General features: G+C 51.3%; 18 protein-coding genes and 1 other RNA gene. 15 read left to right on the top strand and 4 right to left on the bottom strand.

Features of this window, described 5'->3' with window-relative positions; genetic code table 11:
• The first annotated feature begins 227 nt into the window (after window positions 1-227).
• From D7024_RS13230 to D7024_RS13200, 7 genes are all read left to right on the top strand, one after another.
• Window positions 228-644 carry a PaaI family thioesterase gene (locus D7024_RS13230; protein ID WP_341466986.1) on the top strand — a complete coding sequence of 139 codons (417 nt, stop codon included), beginning with the start codon at window positions 228-230 and terminating at the stop codon, window positions 642-644.
• On the top strand, window positions 641-1,192 hold the full coding sequence (locus D7024_RS13225; protein ID WP_121452204.1) for an HD domain-containing protein: 552 nt from the start codon (window positions 641-643) through the stop codon (window positions 1,190-1,192). Before D7024_RS13230 ends, D7024_RS13225 begins: the two co-directional genes overlap by 4 nt.
• Window positions 1,193-1,407: 215 nt before the next feature.
• On the top strand, window positions 1,408-1,863 hold the full coding sequence (gene smpB, locus D7024_RS13220; protein ID WP_013824272.1) for an SsrA-binding protein SmpB: 456 nt from the start codon (window positions 1,408-1,410) through the stop codon (window positions 1,861-1,863).
• Between the two features lie 10 nt (window positions 1,864-1,873).
• Window positions 1,874-2,226, top strand: a transfer-messenger RNA (tmRNA) gene (gene ssrA, locus D7024_RS13215).
• A gap of 154 nt (window positions 2,227-2,380) precedes the next feature.
• Window positions 2,381-2,551, top strand: a complete 171-nt coding sequence (locus tag D7024_RS13210; RefSeq protein WP_121452203.1) for a DUF2922 domain-containing protein — start codon at window positions 2,381-2,383, stop codon at window positions 2,549-2,551.
• Between the two features lie 62 nt (window positions 2,552-2,613).
• Window positions 2,614-2,766, top strand: coding sequence for a YvrJ family protein (locus tag D7024_RS13205; RefSeq protein WP_243113786.1), 153 nt, complete (start codon window positions 2,614-2,616; stop codon window positions 2,764-2,766).
• Window positions 2,767-2,805: 39 nt separating this feature from the next.
• Complete coding sequence (locus tag D7024_RS13200; protein WP_121452202.1) at window positions 2,806-2,955, top strand: peptidoglycan-binding domain-containing protein; 150 nt, start codon at window positions 2,806-2,808, stop codon at window positions 2,953-2,955.
• Window positions 2,956-3,008: 53 nt separating this feature from the next.
• Here D7024_RS13200 and D7024_RS14605 read toward each other — a convergent pair whose 3' ends face one another.
• Window positions 3,009-3,206, bottom strand: a complete 198-nt coding sequence (locus D7024_RS14605) for a hypothetical protein (protein WP_125185656.1) — start codon at window positions 3,204-3,206, stop codon at window positions 3,009-3,011.
• A gap of 544 nt (window positions 3,207-3,750) precedes the next feature.
• On the opposite strand from D7024_RS14605, the gene drmA reads away from it, so the two are divergent.
• The 7 genes from drmA to D7024_RS13165 all read left to right on the top strand — a co-directional run bounded on the left by drmA (window position 3,751) and on the right by D7024_RS13165 (window position 18,961).
• A complete protein-coding gene (gene drmA, locus D7024_RS13195) occupies window positions 3,751-6,975 on the top strand; it encodes a DISARM system helicase DrmA (protein ID WP_121452201.1) in 3,225 nt (1,074 codons plus the stop codon).
• Between the two features lie 47 nt (window positions 6,976-7,022).
• The gene (drmB, locus tag D7024_RS13190; RefSeq protein ID WP_121452200.1) at window positions 7,023-8,696 is read left to right on the top strand and encodes a DUF1998 domain-containing protein; all 1,674 of its coding nucleotides are present in this window, start codon (window positions 7,023-7,025) and stop codon (window positions 8,694-8,696) included.
• Complete coding sequence (locus D7024_RS13185) at window positions 8,674-9,489, top strand: phospholipase D-like domain-containing protein (RefSeq protein WP_121452199.1); 816 nt, start codon at window positions 8,674-8,676, stop codon at window positions 9,487-9,489. Before drmB ends, D7024_RS13185 begins: the two co-directional genes overlap by 23 nt.
• Window positions 9,479-14,314, top strand: a complete 4,836-nt coding sequence (locus D7024_RS13180) for a RecQ family ATP-dependent DNA helicase (protein WP_121452198.1) — start codon at window positions 9,479-9,481, stop codon at window positions 14,312-14,314. Before D7024_RS13185 ends, D7024_RS13180 begins: the two co-directional genes overlap by 11 nt.
• Complete coding sequence (locus D7024_RS13175) at window positions 14,311-16,587, top strand: bZIP transcription factor (protein ID WP_121452197.1); 2,277 nt, start codon at window positions 14,311-14,313, stop codon at window positions 16,585-16,587. Before D7024_RS13180 ends, D7024_RS13175 begins: the two co-directional genes overlap by 4 nt.
• A gap of 104 nt (window positions 16,588-16,691) precedes the next feature.
• Window positions 16,692-17,375: an HhH-GPD family protein gene (locus tag D7024_RS13170; RefSeq protein WP_207666936.1), complete on the top strand. Its 684-nt coding sequence runs from the start codon at window positions 16,692-16,694 to the stop codon at window positions 17,373-17,375.
• Window positions 17,376-17,437: 62 nt separating this feature from the next.
• The gene (locus D7024_RS13165) at window positions 17,438-18,961 is read left to right on the top strand and encodes a DNA cytosine methyltransferase (RefSeq protein ID WP_243113860.1); all 1,524 of its coding nucleotides are present in this window, start codon (window positions 17,438-17,440) and stop codon (window positions 18,959-18,961) included.
• 315 nt (window positions 18,962-19,276) lie between these two features.
• On the opposite strand, the gene D7024_RS13155 is transcribed toward D7024_RS13165, so the two are convergent.
• Both D7024_RS13155 and D7024_RS15240 read right to left on the bottom strand, forming a co-directional pair.
• Window positions 19,277-19,789 (bottom strand): thermonuclease family protein, encoded by a 513-nt coding sequence (locus D7024_RS13155; RefSeq protein ID WP_243113859.1) that lies wholly within the window; start codon window positions 19,787-19,789, stop codon window positions 19,277-19,279.
• Between the two features lie 23 nt (window positions 19,790-19,812).
• A complete protein-coding gene (locus D7024_RS15240; RefSeq protein ID WP_243113785.1) occupies window positions 19,813-20,178 on the bottom strand; it encodes a hypothetical protein in 366 nt (121 codons plus the stop codon).
• 224 nt (window positions 20,179-20,402) lie between these two features.
• Here D7024_RS15240 and D7024_RS13150 point away from each other — a divergent pair, with 224 nt between their 5' ends.
• A complete protein-coding gene (locus D7024_RS13150; protein WP_121452196.1) occupies window positions 20,403-20,633 on the top strand; it encodes a hypothetical protein in 231 nt (76 codons plus the stop codon).
• 748 nt (window positions 20,634-21,381) lie between these two features.
• Here D7024_RS13150 and D7024_RS13145 read toward each other — a convergent pair.
• Window positions 21,382-21,669 (bottom strand): hypothetical protein, encoded by a 288-nt coding sequence (locus D7024_RS13145; RefSeq protein ID WP_121452195.1) that lies wholly within the window; start codon window positions 21,667-21,669, stop codon window positions 21,382-21,384.
• Window positions 21,670-21,690 lie beyond the last annotated feature (21 nt).

The raw sequence follows: 21,690 nt of genomic DNA, 5'->3' as shown, positions 1-21,690 counted from the left end.
CGTGCCGGGGTAAAATATTTTTGCCACTGCCCTAAAACGGCCTATTCATCTCTACTTCCGAACATCGCAATTGGCTCACTTACAAGACAGCCGCCAGGTTGGGGCCCGTGAACCCGGCCCCACTTGCGAAACGAGAAATTTTTGGTAAAATATCTGTATACCGTGTTCAAAAAGGGACACTTCCCCATAAGTGTGGCGAGTACCCAAAAGCAAGGTGAATGAAGGTCATGTACGGTTTCAGCCGCAGTGACGGCATGTGTTTTGCCTGCAGCCCCCAAAATCCCATCGGCCTGCACCTGGAGTTTTCCCTTGAGGGCGATGTTTGCCGGACCACCTTTACCGCCGGGGAAGAACACCAGGGCTGGGACGGCCTGTTGCATGGCGGTTTGATTGCCACGCTGCTGGACGAGGCCATGGCCCAGTGGCTCTGGCGCCGGGGCGTTGCGGCCATGACGGCGGAAATGCTCACCCGTTTCAGCCACCCGGTGCCCGTGGGCGTGCCGGTGACCGTGGAGGCATGGAAGGTGGGCGGTAAAGGGCGGCTATGGGAGCTTTCCGCCCGCCTCATCCTTCCCGACGGCAGGGTGGCCGCCCGGGCTACGGCCAGGTTTCTGACTATAAAAGAAGGGAGTCTTCAAACGTGACGCGGGACGAAGCCTATACTCTTCTCACCAGGCATTTGAAAACACGCAACCTGGTAAAGCATTCCCTGGCCGTGGAAGCGGTCATGCGCGGCCTGGCCAGGCATTTCGGCCAGGACGAGGATATCTGGGGCCTGGCCGGGTTGCTCCACGACATCGACTACGACTGGACGAAGGACGAGCCCGCCCGGCACAGCATGGAAGGGGCGGACCTTCTGGCCCGGGAGGGTTTGCCGGAGGAAATAGTCTACGCCGTCCGGGCCCACAATGAAGTCCACGGCCTGCCCCGGCAGAGCCTGCTGGACAAAGCCCTTTACGCCAGTGACCCCCTGACCGGGCTGATTGTGGCCGGAGCCCTGATCAAGCCGGAAAAGAAGCTCTCCGCCATAGACGTCCCCTTCCTCCTCAACCGCTTTCATGAAAAATCCTTTGCCCGGGGGGCGAACAGGGAACAAATTAAAAGCTGCTCCGAAATGGGGCTCTCCCTGGAGGAGTTCATGGAAATCGGGCTTAAGTCCATGCAGGGGATCGCCGGGGAAATGGGGCTATAAAAGATGCCGGCCGGCAGGTTCTTTCTGCCGGCTTTTTTCCCATGCGTCCGGTTGCCCCCAGGGCCTTCGGGCCAGAAAATGGAATTGCCTGTTGACATTTGTGTATAGACTGCTATAATAAGTATAGGCTGTTGTGATAAGTATAGGTATTTAAAGAAGTTACTTAGCCCAGCCGCCTGAAGGTAGGGCTTTATTTATCAGCAGGGGAGGTGGTCATGGTGGGAAAGGTGGTCACGGTAAACAGGAAGGCCCGCCATGACTATCACATCCTGGAAACCTACGAAGCCGGCATCGCCCTGACCGGCACCGAGGTCAAATCCCTGCGGGCAGGGCGGGCCAACCTGCAGGACAGCTTCGCCCGCGTTGAAAACGCCGAACTGTTCCTGTATAATATGCACATCAGCCCTTACGACCAGGGCAACCGCTTCAACCACGAGCCCAAGCGGACGCGCAAGCTCCTGATGCATAAAAAGGAGATCCTGCGCCTGCTGGGCAAGAGCCGGGAAAAGGGCCTGGCCCTGATCCCGCTAAAGGTGTACTTCAACGACCGGGGCAAGGCCAAGGTGGAACTGGCTCTGGCCCGCGGCAAGAAGGTGTACGACAAGCGGGAAGACATGGCCGCCCGGGACGCAAAGCGGGAAATGGAGCGGGCCCTGCGGGGGAAGATGTAATATGTGACATGGGGGCGAAAGGTTTCGACGGGGGAAGCGGTGGCAGGAGAAGCGAGCCGGGGTTCCATCAGCCCGTAAAACGGTGGAAAAACAATAACTGCCAACGAAGAATACGCTCTGGCTGCTTAATTTAGCGGCCACATCCTACCCGGGTCCGGCCCGTGACGCGGGATAGGGTGTCAGACTAACGGGCTTGCCGCCGGGACGGTTCTCGGAGGCCCGGCGGGACATCAAAACGAGATAGCCCCTGCGGAGGCTGGCTGTGGCCGCCAAAGGGGCGAAAGCTAAAACACAGCCTGCGCTCGGAGAAACTCCTGTGGCTGTTCTTCCGGACGGTGGGTTCGAATCCCCCCGCCTCCACCACCGGTAACCAAAGTGATCTTGAGTATCACTTCTATCTCCTCTTCATAAACAACCATTGTTTCGGCAAACTGTTGGGCGAGGGGCTTTAAGTGCTCTTCGTCTTCTCTGTTTTTAAAGGGCTCGTAGATCCTGTCCAGGTAGCGCTCCACGTCATATCACGCTCAACCTGAACAACCCCAGGGACAACCTGACCGCCGCCGAGGTGCAGAACGCGATGGATCAGATCATCGCCAGGAACGTCTTTTTGACCTCCGGCGGCGCTTTGGTGAGCAAGGTAAGCGCACAGACCGCACGACCAAACGTGCTCTTCGAGGAGGCCTCTTAAAAAACCAATGGCGGCCGGGTTGGTGGGGATACCACCCTTTATTTTTTGTACGGGAAGTGTCAATGGTGGAGGAAATTTTCAAGCTGGTGGCGAACTACGGGTTTCCAATGGTGGTTGCCGGCTACCTTCTTGTGCGCCTGGAGCCACTGTTCAAAGAACTGCAGAAGTCCATCACCCTGCTGACCTCTGTTGGTGGCAAGGCAGTCAGACGTTGACGTGGACCAGATACGGCAGATCGTGGAGGGCGGTCGCTGATGCCGGTTCCTGGCGGCTGTGGGTTGAACGTGACAGAACTGCAGCGGGAACTGGCCGCCGCAGGCTTCGACCCCGGGCCGGTTGACGGCATCTTCGGCCTGCTCACCCGGCGGGCGGTGGAGGCGCCGCAGCGCTACTGCGGCCTGTAAGTGGACGGCATCGCCGGTCCGCTCACCGTGGTGGCGCTCGGGCCGCTCCTGCCTCACCCGGCACCTTGAACAGCCAGTACCTGCTGGGTAACGCGGCAGACATTGTCGTGTCGGGTGCCGTCCCGGGGAGTGTAAGCTGTCGCCGAAGAACTGGGTGGCCGGGGGGAGGCCGGTATGTGGGGTTTAATCATGTGGATGTCCGACCAGGGGGGCCGGCGAGGGGGACCGGGCGCGCAGTTTAAAGCTTTCATTAACCCGACCTGCTATTCATAGAATCAGGCAAGAGGCCTGATTTTTTGTTCCCTGTTAGCCCGTTGCCTGTGAGATAGTGTAAAATAGAATCAAGGTTTCTAGTCCAGAAAATAAAAGGAAAAAAGAGTTGAACATATGGAGGAAATTTGCAAGCCGGTGGCGAAATTTAAGTTTCCAATTCTGGTAAGCATCGGCTGCCTGCAGGACGAAAACTGCCGGGTAAAATGATTCAAAAATTCGATAATCCATCGAATGTCTGGTGGTTACCGTTCAGATAAAGATAAATACGGATCTTAAACAAATGCAGCAGGCCGTTGAGGACAGCTGCTTCATGCCGTTATACTGTGCTGCGAGATGCATACCGGTCGGAGCCAGTAGGGTGGTGGTAAAATGGTTGATACATTTCCCGGGCAGTCGCGGCAGCCACCTGCGATTAATAACGGCCGATGAATAACCTCAAACTGCCAGTAAGCCTGGTTTTCTGGATCAATCAATGATTTTGGCGTAAATAATTTCATTACGATAAACAGAAAGGTGAGTAAAATGACCGGTATTAGAGAAGAAATTCTGAAAAACTTACGGATTGATCTGGTGGGTCCCGGTGATATAGAGGAACAAATCAAGGATCCGCCAACCATTCACTACTTAACCGGGATTTTATATCCCGACCAGACACCAATCAACCCAATGGAAGACGATAGCAGGGCAGAAACCACAGGTCAATCTGAAGAACTGGATGATGTAAATGATTTTGAACAGGCGCCGCTGGCAATGGCCTTTATGCCTTCATCCATCGGCTTAACTGTTATGGTGAAAAAAGATACAGAGCTTGTAAAATGTTATGTATCATACGGAGTGTATGATCAGATTGACCCGGATAGTGGCTGGAAGCGAACTCCTGTTGCGGAAGTCATTGATATTCCGGTTGGCCATGATAACAGTGACTCAAGAAACTTAGCCAGGGGTGGCCGGCTTAAATGGATATGTCGCAGTGGTAACGAAGAACGCTTTTTGACAGTGTTTCTGTTCAACGGCAATCGCCGGCCCGGAGAGAAGGAAATGCTTGACAGATTCTGCCTGTTTCAACCGGAAATTCACCTTCAAGGACATGGTTCTCAACCTGTATTTGTCGAGCGTTCCCTGGAAAACAATTCCTCAGACCCGGATATCGAAACATTCAGCCTTCTCTACCGGAATAAAATGGAGTTTGGTGTTGGACATGGCTGTGCAGTTGGCTGGAGTGGCGTTGAGGGTCGGCTGGCCTGCAGGGTCTTTACAGAAATCATTCCCACCTTTGAATTGCCGAAGGTTGAGCACCTGGAACTGAGGGATTTGCGTTGTCTGGATATGATGTTTCTGGCCCGCTGCTCCGATCCGGAAGAGCTCATTTCTGAACTGGAGGAGTTACCGCGGGCTTATGAGAACTGGATAACGGCAAAAGAAAAAGAGGTTGCTGATCTGAAGGACTCGCAGAAACCGGTAGCCAGAGAGCATCTGGCACGGTGCCGGGATGTACTGGGGCGCATCCGGGGCGGTATTGCTTTGCTACATAATTGCCGGGTGAGAAAGGCATTCCAGTTTGCCAATGAAGCGATGCTTTACCAGCTTTCTTATGGCAGGTGGGCAGCAGAGTACAGGCGAACCGGCAGGCGGAAAACATCAGCACCAGATCTGAACGGTCGATGGCGTCCCTTTCAGCTGGCTTTTATACTGCTTAACCTGAAGGGTATTGTTAACCCTGCGGATGATGAACGTGAGCTGGTTGACTTACTCTGGTTTCCTACCGGTGGTGGTAAAACGGAGGCTTATCTGGGACTGGCAGCCTTTACCATTGCCTGGCGACGGCTGACCGGGGCAGGGCTAAACGGGTCAGGTACGGCAGTCTTAATGCGTTACACCCTGCGTCTTTTAACCATACAACAGTTTCAGCGGGCGGCTGCTCTGATGTGCGCCTGTGAGGTTCTGCGCCGCAGGGACCCTGGAACCTGGGGTACAACTCCCTTCAGTATAGGGCTCTGGGTGGGGCAGTCAAGTACACCAAATGATGTAAAAGATGCAGAGAAAGCACTGAACGATATAAGATCTGGTATAAAAATAAACTCCAGGAATCCGGTTCAACTTCATGCCTGTCCCTGGTGCGGGGAAAAACTAACCGCATCTAACTATCGGATTAATCATAAAATTAACAGCCTGCTTATACACTGCCCTCGGGAGGAATGTGAGTTTCACGGAAATGTCAACGATGTGAACAGAGCGATTCCCGTCTATACAGTGGATGAAGATATTTATACACGAACACCTTCGATTGTCATAGGCACTGTTGACAAGATGGCCCGGGTACCCTGGAAACCCCGGGCGGGAGCCATTTTGGGTAAAGTAGACCGATATTCTTCCATCCGGGGTTTTCTCACGCCTGCTGACAGGGATCCCCATAAACCTGGTAATGGAGCCACAATTACTGCTGTTGATGGCCTGGCACCTCCGGACCTGATTATCCAGGACGAATTGCATCTTATATCTGGACCACTGGGAACGATGGTGGGATTGTATGAGGCGATGGTGGATGAACTCTGCACAACTGAAGTTGATGGTCGGCCGGTACGTCCCAAAGTGGTAGCATCCACTGCCACTATCCGCCGGGCCGGTGACCAGATAGGCCGGGTCTTTGCAAGAGCTGTACGTCAGTTTCCACCGCCGGGACTGACGGCGGAAGATAACTTCTTTTCGTTTGAAAAACCGGCAGAAACAACACCGGGCAGACTTTATGCCGGTGTATGTGCCAGAGAACGAAGCATGAAAACAACCGTGGTCAGGGTTTATGCTTCACTTCTGCATTCCCTGTGGAAGATGAAACAGAGTGGCCTGTACAAACCCGAAGAACTGGACCCATACTGGACTCTTGTGGGTTATTTTAATAGTCTGCGGGAACTTGGTGGTGCAGTTCGACTGGTGGAAGATGACATACCGGACCGTATCAGTCTCCTCGCAGGGGGTGAGGAGTATGCCCGTCCTCTAACACAGGTGGAATTAACAAGCCGGTGCAAAGCGGATGAAATTCCTGAGATTCTTTCGGCACTGGAAAAAGATGCAACCAGCGATCCCATTGATGTTCTGCTTGCTACCAATATGATTTCCGTGGGTGTGGATGTTGATCGCCTGGGTTTAATGGTAGTAAACGGACAGCCCAAGGGAACTTCAGAGTACATTCAGGCCACCAGCCGGGTGGGCCGGCGGTACCCCGGACTTGTGGTAACTTTATACAACCCTCATAGACCCAGGGATATGTCTCACTATGAGCGATTTATCAGCTATCATACCATGCTCTACCGGTTTGTGGAGGCCACCAGTGTTACTCCCTTCTCACCCAGGGCGGTTGATCGCGGGCTAACCGGTGTGGTCATCGGGCTTGCCAGAACCCTTGCCCCGGATCTTGCGCCAAATAATGGTGCCGGACAATTTGATCGGTTCGGGAAGCACCGCCCTCTGGTAGACCGGATTAAACAGAGCCTGCTGACACGAGTTGAAAATGTCGAACCAGCCGAACGGGACCGTTTTGAACTGGAGCTGGAGCGCGTCTTTGACTGGTGGGAACGGAGGCGTCTTGAGGAGAGCGACCTGCGCTATTTACAACCAAACATGGGTAGACTGGCGGCTTCTGTGGCACCGCTTATCCGGCATTATGATCAGAATGTGGAAGGGGCCAGAGCTATTCCGGAGTCTCTGAGGGAAGTGGAAAAGGAATGTGGTCTTTTTTACAGGCGTATTTAGTGTTATACATCTCAAGATTATAAAAGCGGTAAGCAGGAGGAGATATAGTGACGGAAATACCGGGGAAAATCAGGCCCAGTCAGTTAATTTCTACCTTCGGTCCGGGAGCAATTGTGGATCTGCCAGATGATTCGGTGATGATCATCGGTATAGATGAATGGCCCTACGGGGACGTCATTTTAGAGCCCAGACTGCAAAAGATACTGGGGGTTATGGAGTTTTATGCCCCGAAAAATGAAGGTAAATTTGATGTGCCCTGTATTTCTTTTCCCACCTACCGGGTATGTGTCAAATGCCATCGCCTGAGCAACAGGTTTCCTGTGACAGGTCAGAATAGATTGCCACGTTGCAACTGTGGGGGTAAAACCCACCCGGCCAGATTAATTGTGGCCTGCGACCGGGGACATATTGAAGATTTTCCCTGGATTTTGTGGGCTCATCAGGATGGGAAGGTATGTTCTCAGCCGGAACTTTACCTTAATGGTACCTGGACCACCGGCTCCCTGAAGGGTCTGGTGGTTAAATGCAAAACCTGTGGTTTGGAACATGACCTGGGGGGTGCTACCGGGGCCTCACATGTATTTTCCCGGTGTAACGGCAGACGTCCCTGGCTGGGGCGGGATTGTGACGAAAGCGATTGCGATAGCAAACCACGGGGTCTGTTAAGAGGTGCTTCCAATGTTTATTTTCCGGTGGTGGTCAGTGCTGTTTCCATTCCCCCCTGGACTGACCCCCGGATGCAGAGACTGGAAAAAAAGTGGTCAGATATTGAGAATTGGCTTGAAGAGGGTGTCACATTGGATCAGATTGCCCGGGTTTACTTTAAGGGAATGTCCATCGAGGAAGTTGAACAAATAATTGGGATGCGTAAAAATGCCAGTATTTCCACTGATCTGAAATGGGATGAATGGCTGAAGCTTTCCACCTGCAATAATGAGAATGATGAGAACTTCACCGCCAGTCCTGGTGAGGTTCCTGTAAGATACAGTGATTTTATAGAAAAAATTGTGCTGATCAGCCGCCTGCGGGAGGTACGGGTACTGCGGGGTTTTACCAGGATTGAGCCCCCGGGGGAGGACAGTGAGGCCTCCTTTGCCTGGCTCAGCCGGGAAAGAACTGATTGGCTTCCTGCAGTGGAAACCCGGGGGGAAGGTATTTTCATTATACTGGATAAACAGCGTATCGAACGATGGGAAAATATCGACAAAGTGCAGGAGAGGGTTAAAGTTCTTAATAAGAACTATAACCGCTGGTTAAGGGAAAGACAGAAGAATGATTATAAATGGGTTGAAATAACTCCGCGTTTTGTGTTTTTACATACCCTGGCCCATCTGCTGATCCGGCAGCTATCACTGGAGTGTGGTTATTCCAGCTCTTCCTTAAGAGAACGTATATACGCTGATAATGAGATGAGGGGTATTTTAATTTATACTGCTACCCCTGATTCAGATGGCAGTCTGGGCGGCCTTGTTATGCAGGGAGAACCGGAGAGGTTTGCCGGTATAATGGATGGTTTACTGGAAGATGTCGTCGTGTGTTCTTCTGATCCCCTCTGTGCCGAACATGACCCCGCAGCAACGGGTAGTTTCAATGCTGCTGCCTGTCATGCCTGCACTTTAATTTCCGAGACTTCCTGTGAGAAATCCAACCGTCTGCTGGACCGGGCACTGGTTATGGATCTACCGATGGTAACCGGTTATGGCTTCTTCAGTATGGAATGAAGGGTTGAGCGGTTTGCGAAAGGAAACGCTTGAATCCCTGGATTTATTGTTACGCATTCTCCCTGCACAAAAAATCAAGTTGCTGGCAGATGCGCTTGAAAAGGGCCGGTTGCACCACCACTCTCCTTCAGTGTCTGTTGCCAGTGAACTGGATATTTCCGGTCAGGCACTGGGTGCTGCAGTCAGATTTCTCCGCTCGGCATCTGACTCCCTGGTGCTCTGCACTGCTCTGCGTACCGCCAGTTATTTTTTGAATGTGGCCAACAGAGAGAAGGAAAGGGTGGATCTTGTCTGGACAGGTCCGGTAAATATATCCATACCGGCACGTTCCACCAGGGAAATATTGTGTGAAATGGCGGAGCGGGCCACCCGGTCCATCGACCTGGTTGGTTATTCTCTGACATCAGGTTGTGAAAGCATAATTGAAGCACTGGCAAGAGCCCGCCGGCGCGGAGTTCAGCGTATCAGAATTCTTGCTGATCGCCTGGAACAGCGTTTACCTGTTCTCAATGCCATGTGGCCGGAGGACGTTACCCCGCCCGAATATTTCACCAGACCGGAGGATTCCAGCGATCCGATGACCTCGCTGCATGCCAAGCTGATGCTTGTTGATGATAGGGATCTGCTGGTAACTTCCGCAAATCTTACCTATCACGGGCTAGGTGCAAATATAGAGGTGGGTCTGCGGGTAACAGGAAAAACAGGCCAGAAGGTTGCGGAATTACTTAACTCTCTGATAGGTCGTGGAGAGGTTCGGAAGATTACCGCCCAGGGTGAAGACCATGAACTATGACAAACTTGCCGATAAAATAGAAGAACTACTTCTTGAACGGGGGCCATTGAATATTAAGGAATTGCAGAAGCTGCTGGGACGGGGTATTACAGATTTTGAAATAAACATGGTCCTGAAGAAAGGGGAGGGTCAACGCTGGCAGAAGCATGGTAGTTGCTGGCTGGTTGACCCGGGTTTTCCGGATGAAACTGTAGAGAGGATGGCTCGTCGTCTGGCTGAATCCGGGAAACATAAGCAGGCAGCACAGTATTATGAAATCATGTCCATGCGATATCCTGACAACCGCTTTTACCTGGTTGAATGGAGCCGGCAACTGGCTCTCGCCGGCAGTGCCAGGGCGGCTGAGGCCAGCTGGTTTCTGGATGATAAGAACCAGGAAATGGCAGTAGAGTTGCAAAATCATCCGGCTTACTCCACCAGGAATGGTATTGTCCTGCAGGTTGCCTATGCATCTCTTAAGGATACGCAGGGGATGGTGATCAGTTTGAGCTGCCTGGGGAGTGATGGTGTTCAGGTTGACAGATTGATCGATAACGGAGCAACCCGCAACCCCCATAAAGCTGCTGCCACCCGTCTGCATACGGCCAATGATATGATTCTGACCACTCAGGAAGCAGTTAAATTACTGCTGGATGTGGCTGGCAATGGATTTCTCGTGGTCTGGTCCCCGGAGGAGAAAAGAGCGGTGGTCAGGCTGTTTGAGGATCAGGGGCTACCCCTCCCTTTCAGGATAATCAATCTTTCGTTACTCATGCGACTGATGTATCCGGGTAATGATTGCAGCACGCCGGACGATTACCTGGCTGGCCTGGATGCCGGAGCCGGTACAGGATTGGAAGTACTGGTCAGACTGGCAGAGATGATTCAACTTCAACAGTGTCTTGACAGGGTTAGCCTGGTTGATGAAGGGTGGCTGGAACTGGCTCTGGCACCCCACTGCAGAAAACATTTGCTGAATAACTACTCCGGGGATGTTACAGATGGGCTGGGATTTGAAACATCAGGCAGTCTTAAGTTCCTGCGGAGTGTGGTGCAGAATTATGAACATCGTCCGCAACAGCAGGCTTTAATCAATGAAATTTATCAGGGTTTACAGGGGGGGACTGTTCTAATTCAGGCTGCCACAGGAACGGGAAAAACATTGGCCATTATAGTTGCTGCTTTAATGCACATTCAGAATGCACAACAAAAAGTGGTTTTATCCACCAGTACCGTGGTACTGCAAAAGCGATTTTATAATACATTGTGTACCATCGTTACCGTAAAAAAACTAACTGTTCAGGTGGTTTTCCTGGCAGGCCGGAGCCATTATCTGTGCAAACGCCGGGTAAATCAATACCTGGAACATGGTGGGCCGTGGAGAGAGTTATTGAAATATTGGGAAAATGTAACAGACACTGGCCTGGCGTCAGAAGTGGAGGCCATATTCATGAGTGCCGGTGAGACCGGTGGAGAAGTTTTATTGAAAGAATGCTCTGTGCAATATAACGAGTGTGAAAGCTGTACTCTTGAACAATGTTTCCACAGGCAGGCGCGTCTAAAGGCTGAAGATGCCGGGATTGTTGTTACCAATCATGCCGTACTACCCTTTCTACAGTCAGATAACTCAGCTCTGATTGTGGATGAGGCCCATGCCCTGGAGGATGCCTTTACTTCCTCCAGTACCAGCGTGATCAGCTTTTTTTATGGAGATGCAGTGTTCCCGGAGATAAACAGAATCATGGAGCAATTTGCCCGGGTGCAGAATATACCGGAGGGCGATTCTGTTCCTGTAAACGGGTTTTTAAAAACCACCCCGGAATTCATACGACTGGTCTCCCTCCTCAGGGACCGGAAATTTGACGAAAAGAAAACCCGGGCCGGAGGGGTTATGAACCTCCTCAATGGCCGGCTGGACAGATATGCTGTATGGTTTGTTAAGGGAGCACAGGAAATTCAGCTACATGTTGCTCCCCTTGAAGTGAAGAGGGAAGCCAGCCTCTGTCTCAAGAATTTTTCCGCCCGCGTACTTCTGTCCGCAACACTGTCGACCGGGGATAAGGGCCAGTATGTGGCTGAACGCCTGGGTCTGGGTAGTGACTATCATTACGCCGAGTACGATTCACCTTTCGACCTGGCCCGGCAGGCGACTCTCTGTATACCCATCGAACTGCCATTGGCCAGCGGGGAGTATGAGAGGGAATACCGGCAGGAGGCAGCGGGTATGATTATCCAGCTGGCTGCCACCGCCGGGGGGCGAACAATGGTGATTTTTAACAGTCGCAGTCGTTTGCTGTTAATGAAGGAAGCCTGCCTTCCTCTTGCCAGCAGTGCCGGTCTGGAGATTCTGGTCCAGGAAGAAGGACTTTCCCGGGAGGCCATAATCCGAAAGTTCAAAGATGAGCGAGGCGTGATTATTTTCGGCCTGCGTTCCTTTGCCGAAGGGGTGGACTTTCCTGGTGACCAGTTGCAGTGTTTAATTATCGAAACACTCCCATTTGCGGGGGTGGATGAACCTCTGGTGGCCGGCCGCATGGCCCTTTACGGTGAGGATAAATGGTTTGAAAAATATTACTTACCTCTGGCTGTTCTGCGCTTTGCCCAGGCCTGCGGTCGACTGATCCGCACCAGAAACGACAAGGGAATAATTGTGGTGCTGGATAAACGTCTGGCCTTTATGGATTATGCAGAGCATTTTAAGGAGGTAATTCACCCGATACCGGTTCAGGTTGAACCGTTTCAGGACATTGTGGGTAGGCTTAACAGGCTTATCGCACCCAACAGGGAGATACCTGCAGAAGGGGTAAAGGAAGATGTGAGTTTACTGCCCCGTTCCTGTTTAAAGGATGAGGAATATGTAATCTATCGACCGGAAATAATGGCCATGCTTTACCGGATGGGGTACAGCGGATTCAGACCTGTTCAGGAGAAAGTTGTTCGCCGAATTCTGACAGGGAAAAATGTGATGGTGCTGATGCATACCGGCTCAGGCAAATCTCTTTGCTTTCAATTACCGGCCCTGATGCGACCCGGTCTCACTCTGGTGGTGACCCCGGTGGTTGCACTGATGAAAGATCAGGTGGATCATCTAAGGGAAAAGGGAATTGACTGTGCAGATTATCTTTCATATACCCAGAGTAAGGCCAGAAGGGAGGAGGTATTGTATCGTCTGCTGGAAGGGCAAATCAGGCTACTTTACGTTTCGCCTGAACGCCTTGCCGACGAATCATTTCGCAGGATCCTGAAGCAACAGAAGATAGTTCAACTGGTGGTGGATGAGGCTCATTGTGTGTGGCAGTGGGGCCACTCCTTCCGTCCGGAATTTTTGCGTATCAGGGACTGGCTGGCCGGGTTTGGCCAGATTCCTGTTGCGGCCTTTACGGCCACAGCACCTCCAGCGGTACTGGAGGACATATGCCATCACCTGGGCATTAAACGGGGTGAAGCCATTGTATACCTGGCAGTAAGAAAGAATTTATATTTCGGGGTGGTTAATTTTTCCCGCTTTGAACGGGATGAAATGATTGCCCACAAGTTACAGCTGCTGCTGGCGATGCTGGCAGCGGATAGGCGGCCCACCATTGTGTATGCAGCTTCCCGCCACCGTTCCCGGGTGGTATATAACCACCTGATGGCCTGCGGGATCAGGGCGGCTCTTTATACCGGAGAATTGACCGGTGAAGAAAGGACCCTTGCCCAGGAGCTTTTCTTCAGCCGGCAGGTAGATGTGATGGTTGCCACCAGTGCCTTTGGCATGGGTATTGACCGGCCTGACGTGCGGCGGGTGATTCACTTTGAGATGCCCCCCACCCTGGAGGCTTATTATCAGGAGGCGGGCCGGGCGGGCAGGGATGGGGAACCTGCCGATTGCCTGCTTTTTTATCACAAGGATGATATCAGAATACAAAGGTCATTGCTGGAAAAGAGCGTTATCAAGCAGAATGATGTAAAGGCTTTTGCTTATGAATTGAATAATATTACCTGGCGGCACTCAGGAATTGTGACAGAAGATGAGCTGGCCAGCAGACTGAAAAACAGAACAGACGTTAATATCAACATTTTGTTTTACCACTTTGAACGCATGGGCTGGTTGAAAAGAACTGTATTGCCCCGTACAGTGCTCATATCCCGCGTGGACCGGGCAAAGGCGCCAGTTCTTTTCAGCTATATGAAGGATTTGCCGGTGGAGGTATCTGTGCAGGAAATCGCCCGGGAGCTGGGCCAGACGGTACAGGATACCGTAAAAATACTGACTGGATTGATGGAGCAGGGTGTTGTGCACTGGCTGGCGCGGGACCGGCAGTTACATTTGGAATATACAGGTCCCTATCCTGCAGAAGCAGCCAGGGAATTTGATTACGAGCCTGTGGAAAAGTTCAGACAGCTGGCCGAGGAAGGACTGACCAGGATGGTTGAGTACGCAGAGGGGAGTTGTTGCCGGGTAGCAGCTATTCAGGAGCACATGGGGGCCCCTGTGGAAGATACTTGCGGCAACTGTGATTACTGTCTGGGGCAGAACCTGGTTAAACAACTGGCTGCTGCCCGTTTTGCGGGAGAGTTGTGGAATGATGAGGAACAAGTGCTCCGGTTGATATCAGATACAGGGGGGAGATTTACAAAGGAAACATACATCAGGTATCTGACCATAACCCACGGGGGTTGGTCTGATGAGGAACGTGAATATCTGGTATCTCACCCGGCGTATGGTAGTCTGGCCTATCTTGGTTATAAAAAGGTATCGGAACTGATTGAGGACATGATTAAGGCGGGGAAATTACAGGAAAAGGGTGGGAGATTGTTACCGGTGGCTTCTGACCGGGAGAAGGTGGCAGGTGCGGGTGAATGAAGCTGGAGATGTTTGGTCATGATGTGGGGCAGAAATGCCTGTTCCAGTGTTTCAAATGGCCGGATGGCCTGGAACTGCATGGTGATTTAGAAGTTTTCTGGAGGGGTGCCTGCCCTGTGGCCATTTTTCCCCTGACGGTAGCCGATTACCTGGAAGGCGTATTGCACCTTCATGATTTCCCTGTACATTTTATCCAGAGTGATACCGGTGTTTTTCGTATCTTTGTTCACGGAGAGATCTGTGCTGTTGCCCGGATGGCAGCGAATGAACCGGTGCTGACGGGATTGCATAATGTCTGGAAAAGCCTGGGTGCCCGGTACGGAGATGTGCTTGAAATGCAGTTTAGTAAGCCGGAGATTATCCACTTTTTCCATACCGGGTTATACGACTCCAGTATAGGGGAAATAGCTGTTGAAATACTGGGAGAGACTTTTCTGGAACAGATACGGAACAGAGAAAGTAATGAATGTGAAAAAAAGAATGAAGAAGTTAACTGTAAATTTGACGAACTGATTGATCGAAAAGAAGAGACTAAACCTGAAATTGAGCAAATGAGGGCGGAAATCCGCCGATTGCGAACTGAAGTGGCGTTGTTAAAGCATGAACTTTCAAAACGCCGCACTCCAACGGGTAACAAAAGCAGCGCAAACTATGGCTTTTCACCGGTTAAAGGAAAAATGGTTATTGAGACTGACTGGCAGCAGAAAGCCCGGGACTACCTGACCCTGAGAATTAATAATGATAACACCATCCATGACGGGATTGTAAATGTACTATCTTATTTTAGTGGAGAAGTTGTGCCTGAAAAAGAGCTGATGAAAATTATGGAGCGGGAATTGCACGCAAGTAGTGAGAGCGTTAGTGCTGTGTTGCATGCCTTCCCATATTTTGTTAAGGAGGACGCTGGCTGGCGGTTTGATCCGGAAATTCACAGAAGATTAATGACGATCCTTTCCAGCAGTCAATCTTTTAATCACGAGAAGCTTCAGGTGAATGAGTCCCAAACAGGGGAGAAGCCACAACCGCTGGAGTTGCCCCTGACGCTGGAAGCCTTTTTCGAGGGTATGGTACAGCAGCTCAAGCAGCGGGGGACACGGAAGGCGCTGTTGTCAACGCTAGACCGCATTAATGATGATGTTATCAGGGAACTGGATAGCATTGCATCAGATCTGATCGCCGAAGAATTTCCCGTTTTCTGGTTACATGTGGCGGAATATTTTGTTTCCCGTGGTTGTTATTCATTTGCCACAAGGTTTTATTCAATCAGTGAAGAAGCCAGAAAGAACCCGGCCTGTCAGCTAGCAGTTTTATTTAACATGGTTACCGGAGAGCGTAACATTTATCAGGCTGTGACATTTTTAGAAAGGATACTGACGGCAGACCTCATGCAATTTTTGCAGCTTTGCGATACGGGTATCCTGGAGGATTTGCTTAAAGTTTCCATCATCCTGGGTTATGAATCAGAAATGCTGAAAGTTTTGGGGGAACAGGTTAAGAAATTAACATCATCAAATGTTGTGAAAGTTTTCCTGAAGTGTGCTGAAGTAGGACAGATTGAAGAAGAGGATCTTTCAGGGTTACCCGAGAATTCTCCGCTGGATATGATATTTATTGATGCTTTACGGATGTATTTACCGGTTGATGCGGCACAGAATTTCACAGAGGTTTTGACAGAGAAAGCAATGTACAGCACAGCAGATGCATTGTCCTGCGCGCGGAATATTCTCTTATCCTGTGTGTTTGAGGGGCCTGTGAATATTGAAGGCATCCCGGAAATTAAGGAAACCCCAAAAATGTTTATTAGTTCTGTACCGGTGTTGCATAACCGTATTACAGCCAGGAACCTTCGTTTAAAAAAGAAGATTTCCCAGTCTCAAGCTGAGGCCGTTCTTGAGACGGGGAGGGCGCTTGGTTTTCTGGAGAGAGGTACAGAATATTATACCCTGACGGAGGCAGGTCTGAAGTTACAGCAGGCAGAGGAAAAAGGTAAGTGGCTGATTCTGTTATCCAGTATGGTACGGCATGCGATATTCCAAAAATGCATTAATAAATTACTAAAAGATGGGGAAATTTCTGCTGAGGATGTGATGATTCTTTCAGATGGTACGGTTCCCGGCAGAAGTTTTGAGTTTAAATTGCAATATATCTGGTTAAGGGATGTTCTTATGGAGCTTGAATTAATAGAGGAAGATGAAGAAGTATTGAAGTTAAAGTTTAGCAAGGGCGTTGGTGATGGGAACTGGCTTTTTGATCCGGTTAATTGCAGTGTATAACCTCAGGGCCAGGATGAAGTGCAGCCCGGACCACTGGTCCTGGTCTACTTTTTTACCCGGGTTTCTCAAAATATCTTCAGTTCAGCTCATGGTGGAGGATATTTGTGGGTAATTTTAACCTTGTACCTGAAAAAATGGAAATTGGTGAGGTAAGAAAAGCACTTATATCATGGGGAAAAGTCAATTTCCGGCAATTTCCGTGGCGTTTGACCAGAAATCCGTATTATATTTTGATAGCTGAGGTTTTGCTTCACAGAACAAGAGCTTTACAGGTTGTACCTGTATACGAGCGGTTTATTTTACGCTTTCCCGATGTGGCGACCCTTTCCAGGGCAGGAAAGGAAGAATTATACAATTTACTGCATTCACTCGGACTTTTCTGGCGCATAGAAGCGCTTTACCATCTGGCCAGAATAGTGGTAAGGGATTTTAGCGGGCAGATACCTGTTGAAAAGCACCTGTTGCTTTCATTACCGGGCGTGAGTGATTATATAGCAGGTGCAGTAAGGTGTTTTGCCTGGGATCTTCCGGAAGTTTTGATGGATACCAATACAGTAAGAATAACGGGACGCCTGTTTGGTCTGCCAGTGCGGGATTCATCCAGGCGCAGCCGGAAATTTGCGGAGCTATTAGCATCTCTTATGGATCGTGATCGTCCCCGGGATTTTTATTTTGCTCTTCTGGATCTGGCAGATAAAATATGTGTTGCAAAAAACCAGCCAGCATGCCATCAATGCCCCGTTCTGGTCTGGTGCGCTCATGCTGCCCGTAATACTTTTCAACGATAACAAGACCTGGTATAATGCAAAAAAAGCAATTTTCTTTAACCAGGGAGGTACTGTTAATCTTGATGGCCAGTTATCCTCGCATGTACAAAATTGAAAGGCTGGCCAGAGGTGAGCAACCACGTGTGCTGGATTTATTTTCCGGATGCGGTGGTTTGTCGCTGGGATTTCATTCTGCGGGTTTTCAGATTATCGGCAACGTTGAAATAGATCCTCTCGCGGCCCGTACTTATGCACGAAATTTTCACGCCTCCGGAGGAAAAGAGCAACAGGAACTTCATGCCAGGCCCAGAGATATCACATGCCTGGAACCCGAAGATTGTTTGAGGGAACTTTATCCGAATGAGGAACCAGCTTTGCTCGTTGATGTTATAGTGGGCGGACCACCATGTCAGGCTTTTGCCAGGATTGGAAGGGCTAAACTTCGTGAGGTGGCTGGGCATCCTCATGCTTTCAAGATGGACCCCCGTGCTACTCTTTATCTGCGATTTCTGCACTATGTCAGGATACTCCAGCCTGTTGCCATTCTGATGGAAAATGTGCCTGATATTCTGAATTATGCCGGTCGCAATATTCCTCAGGAAATCTGCAATATCCTGGAGAAACTCGGGTATGTCTGTTCTTATACATTGCTAAATGCGGTACATTATGGCGTTCCCCAGATGAGAGAGCGGATGTTTCTTATTGGTCTGGCCAGGGAATTAGATGTTGAACCAGAATTTCCATCTGCCACGCACTGGATCGATCTGCCGGCAGGATATGAGATGACACGAAGGGCATTAAAACAGGTGGCCAGGGGTAATAATTACGTGGAACCGCCAGCGGGAAATTTTTGTTTAAAAAACGCCGTTACTGTTCGGGAAGCTATTGGAGATCTTCCTGTTATAACAGCTCACCTGGAGGGGAAGCTTGGGCTGGGGCCCAAACCATTAACAGTTTATATGCCGTATCCTGACAATGTTGATGTTTCCGAGTATGCCCGACTTATGCGAAACTGGCCCGGGTTTGAAAGTTCGGGTGGAATTTACGACCACGTTATCCGGTATCTACCACGCGACTACCCAATCTTTAAACGAATGAAACCGGGTGAGGAATATCCGGAAGCTTACTGTCGTGCGCTGGAAATATTTAAGGAAAAACTTGAACAACTGCGCAGAGCAGGCGAAGTGATTGAAGAGGGGTCAGAACGCTACAGATGGCTAATGGCAACAACAGTGCCACCTTATGATCCAGAAAAGTTTCCAAATAAATGGCGCAAGCTGGAACCTGATATGCCGGCTCGTACATTGACAGCGCATATAAGCAAAGACACCTATTCTCATATTCATTATGATAGCATGCAGGCACGGACAATTTCGGTCAGGGAAGCAGCACGGTTACAATCTTTCCCGGATGGTTTTCGCTTTGAAGGCACAATGAATCCAGCTTTCCGTCAGATCGGAAATGCTGTTCCACCTCTTCTTGCAAAGGCAATTGCCGGTACCATACTGGCATGTTTACAAAAGTCTGGCTGCAGGACTGAATATACAGCAGCTTCCCACGGTGCTCATGCTGGTGGAACGCAACGAGCTGGAACAGCAGCTTTTTAACAACCTATCCGCCTGCGGCCTGGGCCTAATGAACGAGTGGGTTCCCCTGGCAAACAACGTTGAAAAATTAAAGTATCCCGGTCACCGGGGCTTTTCTTTTTGACGGCAGGAAAATATGCCTGCCCTGGGGAAACTGAAAGCAAAAACGGGGGAGATAGGATGAGTGATGAGCATGTCACCCTGTCCGAGGAGTTAAAAGAGTGGCTTTTAAATGATCCTTACCCCAAACTTCCCGGAGATCAACCTCAGTATGCGCGCCCAGCTCCGCCACAGGTACATCTCCTCCAATGAAACTGTTATCCGGAATTTATAGCTTTATGGCCGGCACACCTTGCAGGGCTGGTAGCCGGCGTTTACTGCTTCTTCCCGCGTCTTAAACTCTACGCGGTTCCTCGGGCTTATTTTCTGAGCCCACTGGCAGTCCGGGTAGTGGAACTTTTTCGAGGTGGAGTTACCTATGTGTTTCCCTGCGTTGCCGGCTTTACCACCAGGGGAGGGCACGGGGGCCGGTGCCGGTGTGGTTACGACCGCACCCCAGAGGCCCTTTTCCGCTTCCCGCGCTTCCTGCTGGAGCTTAGCGAAAAGATCTGCGTACTTCACGTTGGGCGGGACGGTCATCACCTGGGCGCAGCCTTGAAGGAGCAGTTCGGCGTTGAACATTTTGGTCCGTACTACGGCCTCGCCGTCGTCCTTCGGTGGGGAGAGCCAGACGTAGACCAGAAGGCGGCCGTACTTGTCCCGCTCAGTCACGTCTTTTTCCAGCCACACCTTGCGCCCATCCAAGCGGCTTTTGGTATAAGCTGCAGCCTCTTTGCCATAGGGCTCGATCTCTTTAGTTGATTCGGGGGTATCTACACCGATGAAGCGGACCTTTTCCTCCCGACCATCGGCAAGACGACATGGACCGTGTCTCCGTCCACCACATATGTTACGGTGGCCGCCAGCAGGCCCGGCAGCGAGTCCTTCTCCGGAGCGCCGGGGCCCCTATCCGGGCTGCCGCCCGGGTCTTGTAATTTTGCTTCTGCAGGTGTGCTCACCGCATGCCGGTCCGGGGGATTCCCGGCGGGCACAGCGGCACCCTCCACTGCACCCTGCACCTGCTGGGGTGGGCTTCCCGGGGTCTCCTGCGGCACCGCCAGTTGCGCACATCCCACAACAATGAGCAGAAACCCCAGCACTAACCCAATCGGGCATATGTACTTATTAAACTTTAGCACCCGTTTTCCCTCCCGTTTTCCTTTAGCTGGAAACCTCGATTTTATTTTACACTATCGGACCGTCAGGAACAAAAAAAATTCAGGCCTCTCGCCTGATTCTGTAGCTTTTCTTTTTAACGGCATGAAATATGTTGGGCGGGACGTTATTACCTGGGCGTAGCCGTACAGGACCTGTTCGGCGTTGAACATCCTGGCACGCACTTCCTCCTCGCCGACTTCCTGCGATGGGGAAAGCCAGACGCAGGCCAGGAGGTGGCCGCACGTCTTACAATAATAGCTATGCCTGCGGCTTAATTGTCTCCACAGCACTGGACTATACAAAGGAGTTTGAAGAAGAGCTGGAAAAGGTAAGGGCCGAATTCGAATTCAATAGACCGGTGAAAGTCCTGCTCGGGAAGGACATTGCTTACGCGCTGGTCTTAGACCACATGGCCAGGCAAGCGGAAGCCCGTTAGGGGCTGGCGGCAGGAAAGTGGGGCGGGGCTCCCCCGCGTAGTACGGGCGCCGGGCCTTTGCTTAAGTGTACAGGGGCGGGCGCTGCGTTACTGACGACATTTAGCTTTATCCGGGGGCGGGGTGTTCTGCAAGCACATCGCGTTTACGGCTATGGCTGGAGCTGGCCGCTGCGGCCCAGGCCCGCAGCGAGCACCGGCAGCTGGAGCAGCGGGGTTAGTCCCTGCCGCTCCTCTTTTTTTTCTTCCGGAGGCTGTGAGTAGCTCGTACCCCGCAGCTGCGGGACGGATTACGCGGTGCCAGGCGGCAGCCCGGCTGTAACCTGGTTTTCAGTGGCAGATCCCGTTGCCGTTGCTGGGGGATAGTTGCACCGGTGTCCCGTCGACGGTGCTGCCGTGTTTACGTGAAAGGTTGCCACAGGCCACCGGGCCGCCCTTTGGGGTCAATTCCTTCAGGGTCCAGCCCGGTCGCCTGTGGCTTTTATTTACTGTGCATGCCGGATTTTTCGGGTCTACGTGCATGTCGGCCGGAAGGCCGGCCCGGCTTTGGGGTCGAGCTCTGGGGTCAACCGGCCCTCCGGCGAGGGGTGGCCGCTGCCCGCCCTGGTGGGTGGCCGGCAGCTGCCGCCCGGGCTTCGCCCGGAAAGGCTCTGTGGTTAGGAGGGGTCGCCACCCAGGATTTTTCCCTTGCGGAAAGTTTTGCTTCGCTTTATAATGTGATTGGGTAGAATGGTCCTATTGAAGCTTGTTGTTATTCCGTTATGGCCGTTGACTGGTGGCAGTAGTTTTTTAGTTCAAGCCTTTCCGCTGTGGATTTGATATGGTACGGCCCGCCTCCACCACCGGTAACCAAAGTGATCTTGAGTATCACTTCTATCTCCTCTTCATAAACAACCATTGTTTCGACAAACTGTTGGGCGAGGGACTTCAGCTGCTCCCCGCCCTCTTTGTTTTTAAAGCGGCTGTACAGCTCGTCCAGGTAAGCCTCAACTTCCTTCCTGCCGATATTTAGTTCTTCTTGACAGTCAAGCCTCTTCACTTCCTTTTTTTATCCTGAATA

The organism is Desulfofundulus salinus (genome assembly GCF_003627965.1).
In the GTDB taxonomy this organism is placed as follows: domain Bacteria; phylum Bacillota; class Desulfotomaculia; order Desulfotomaculales; family Desulfovirgulaceae; genus Desulfofundulus; species Desulfofundulus salinus.
The sequence above is the reverse complement of the archived record's forward strand: the minus strand, read 5'-3'. Positions and strand labels throughout refer to the sequence as shown.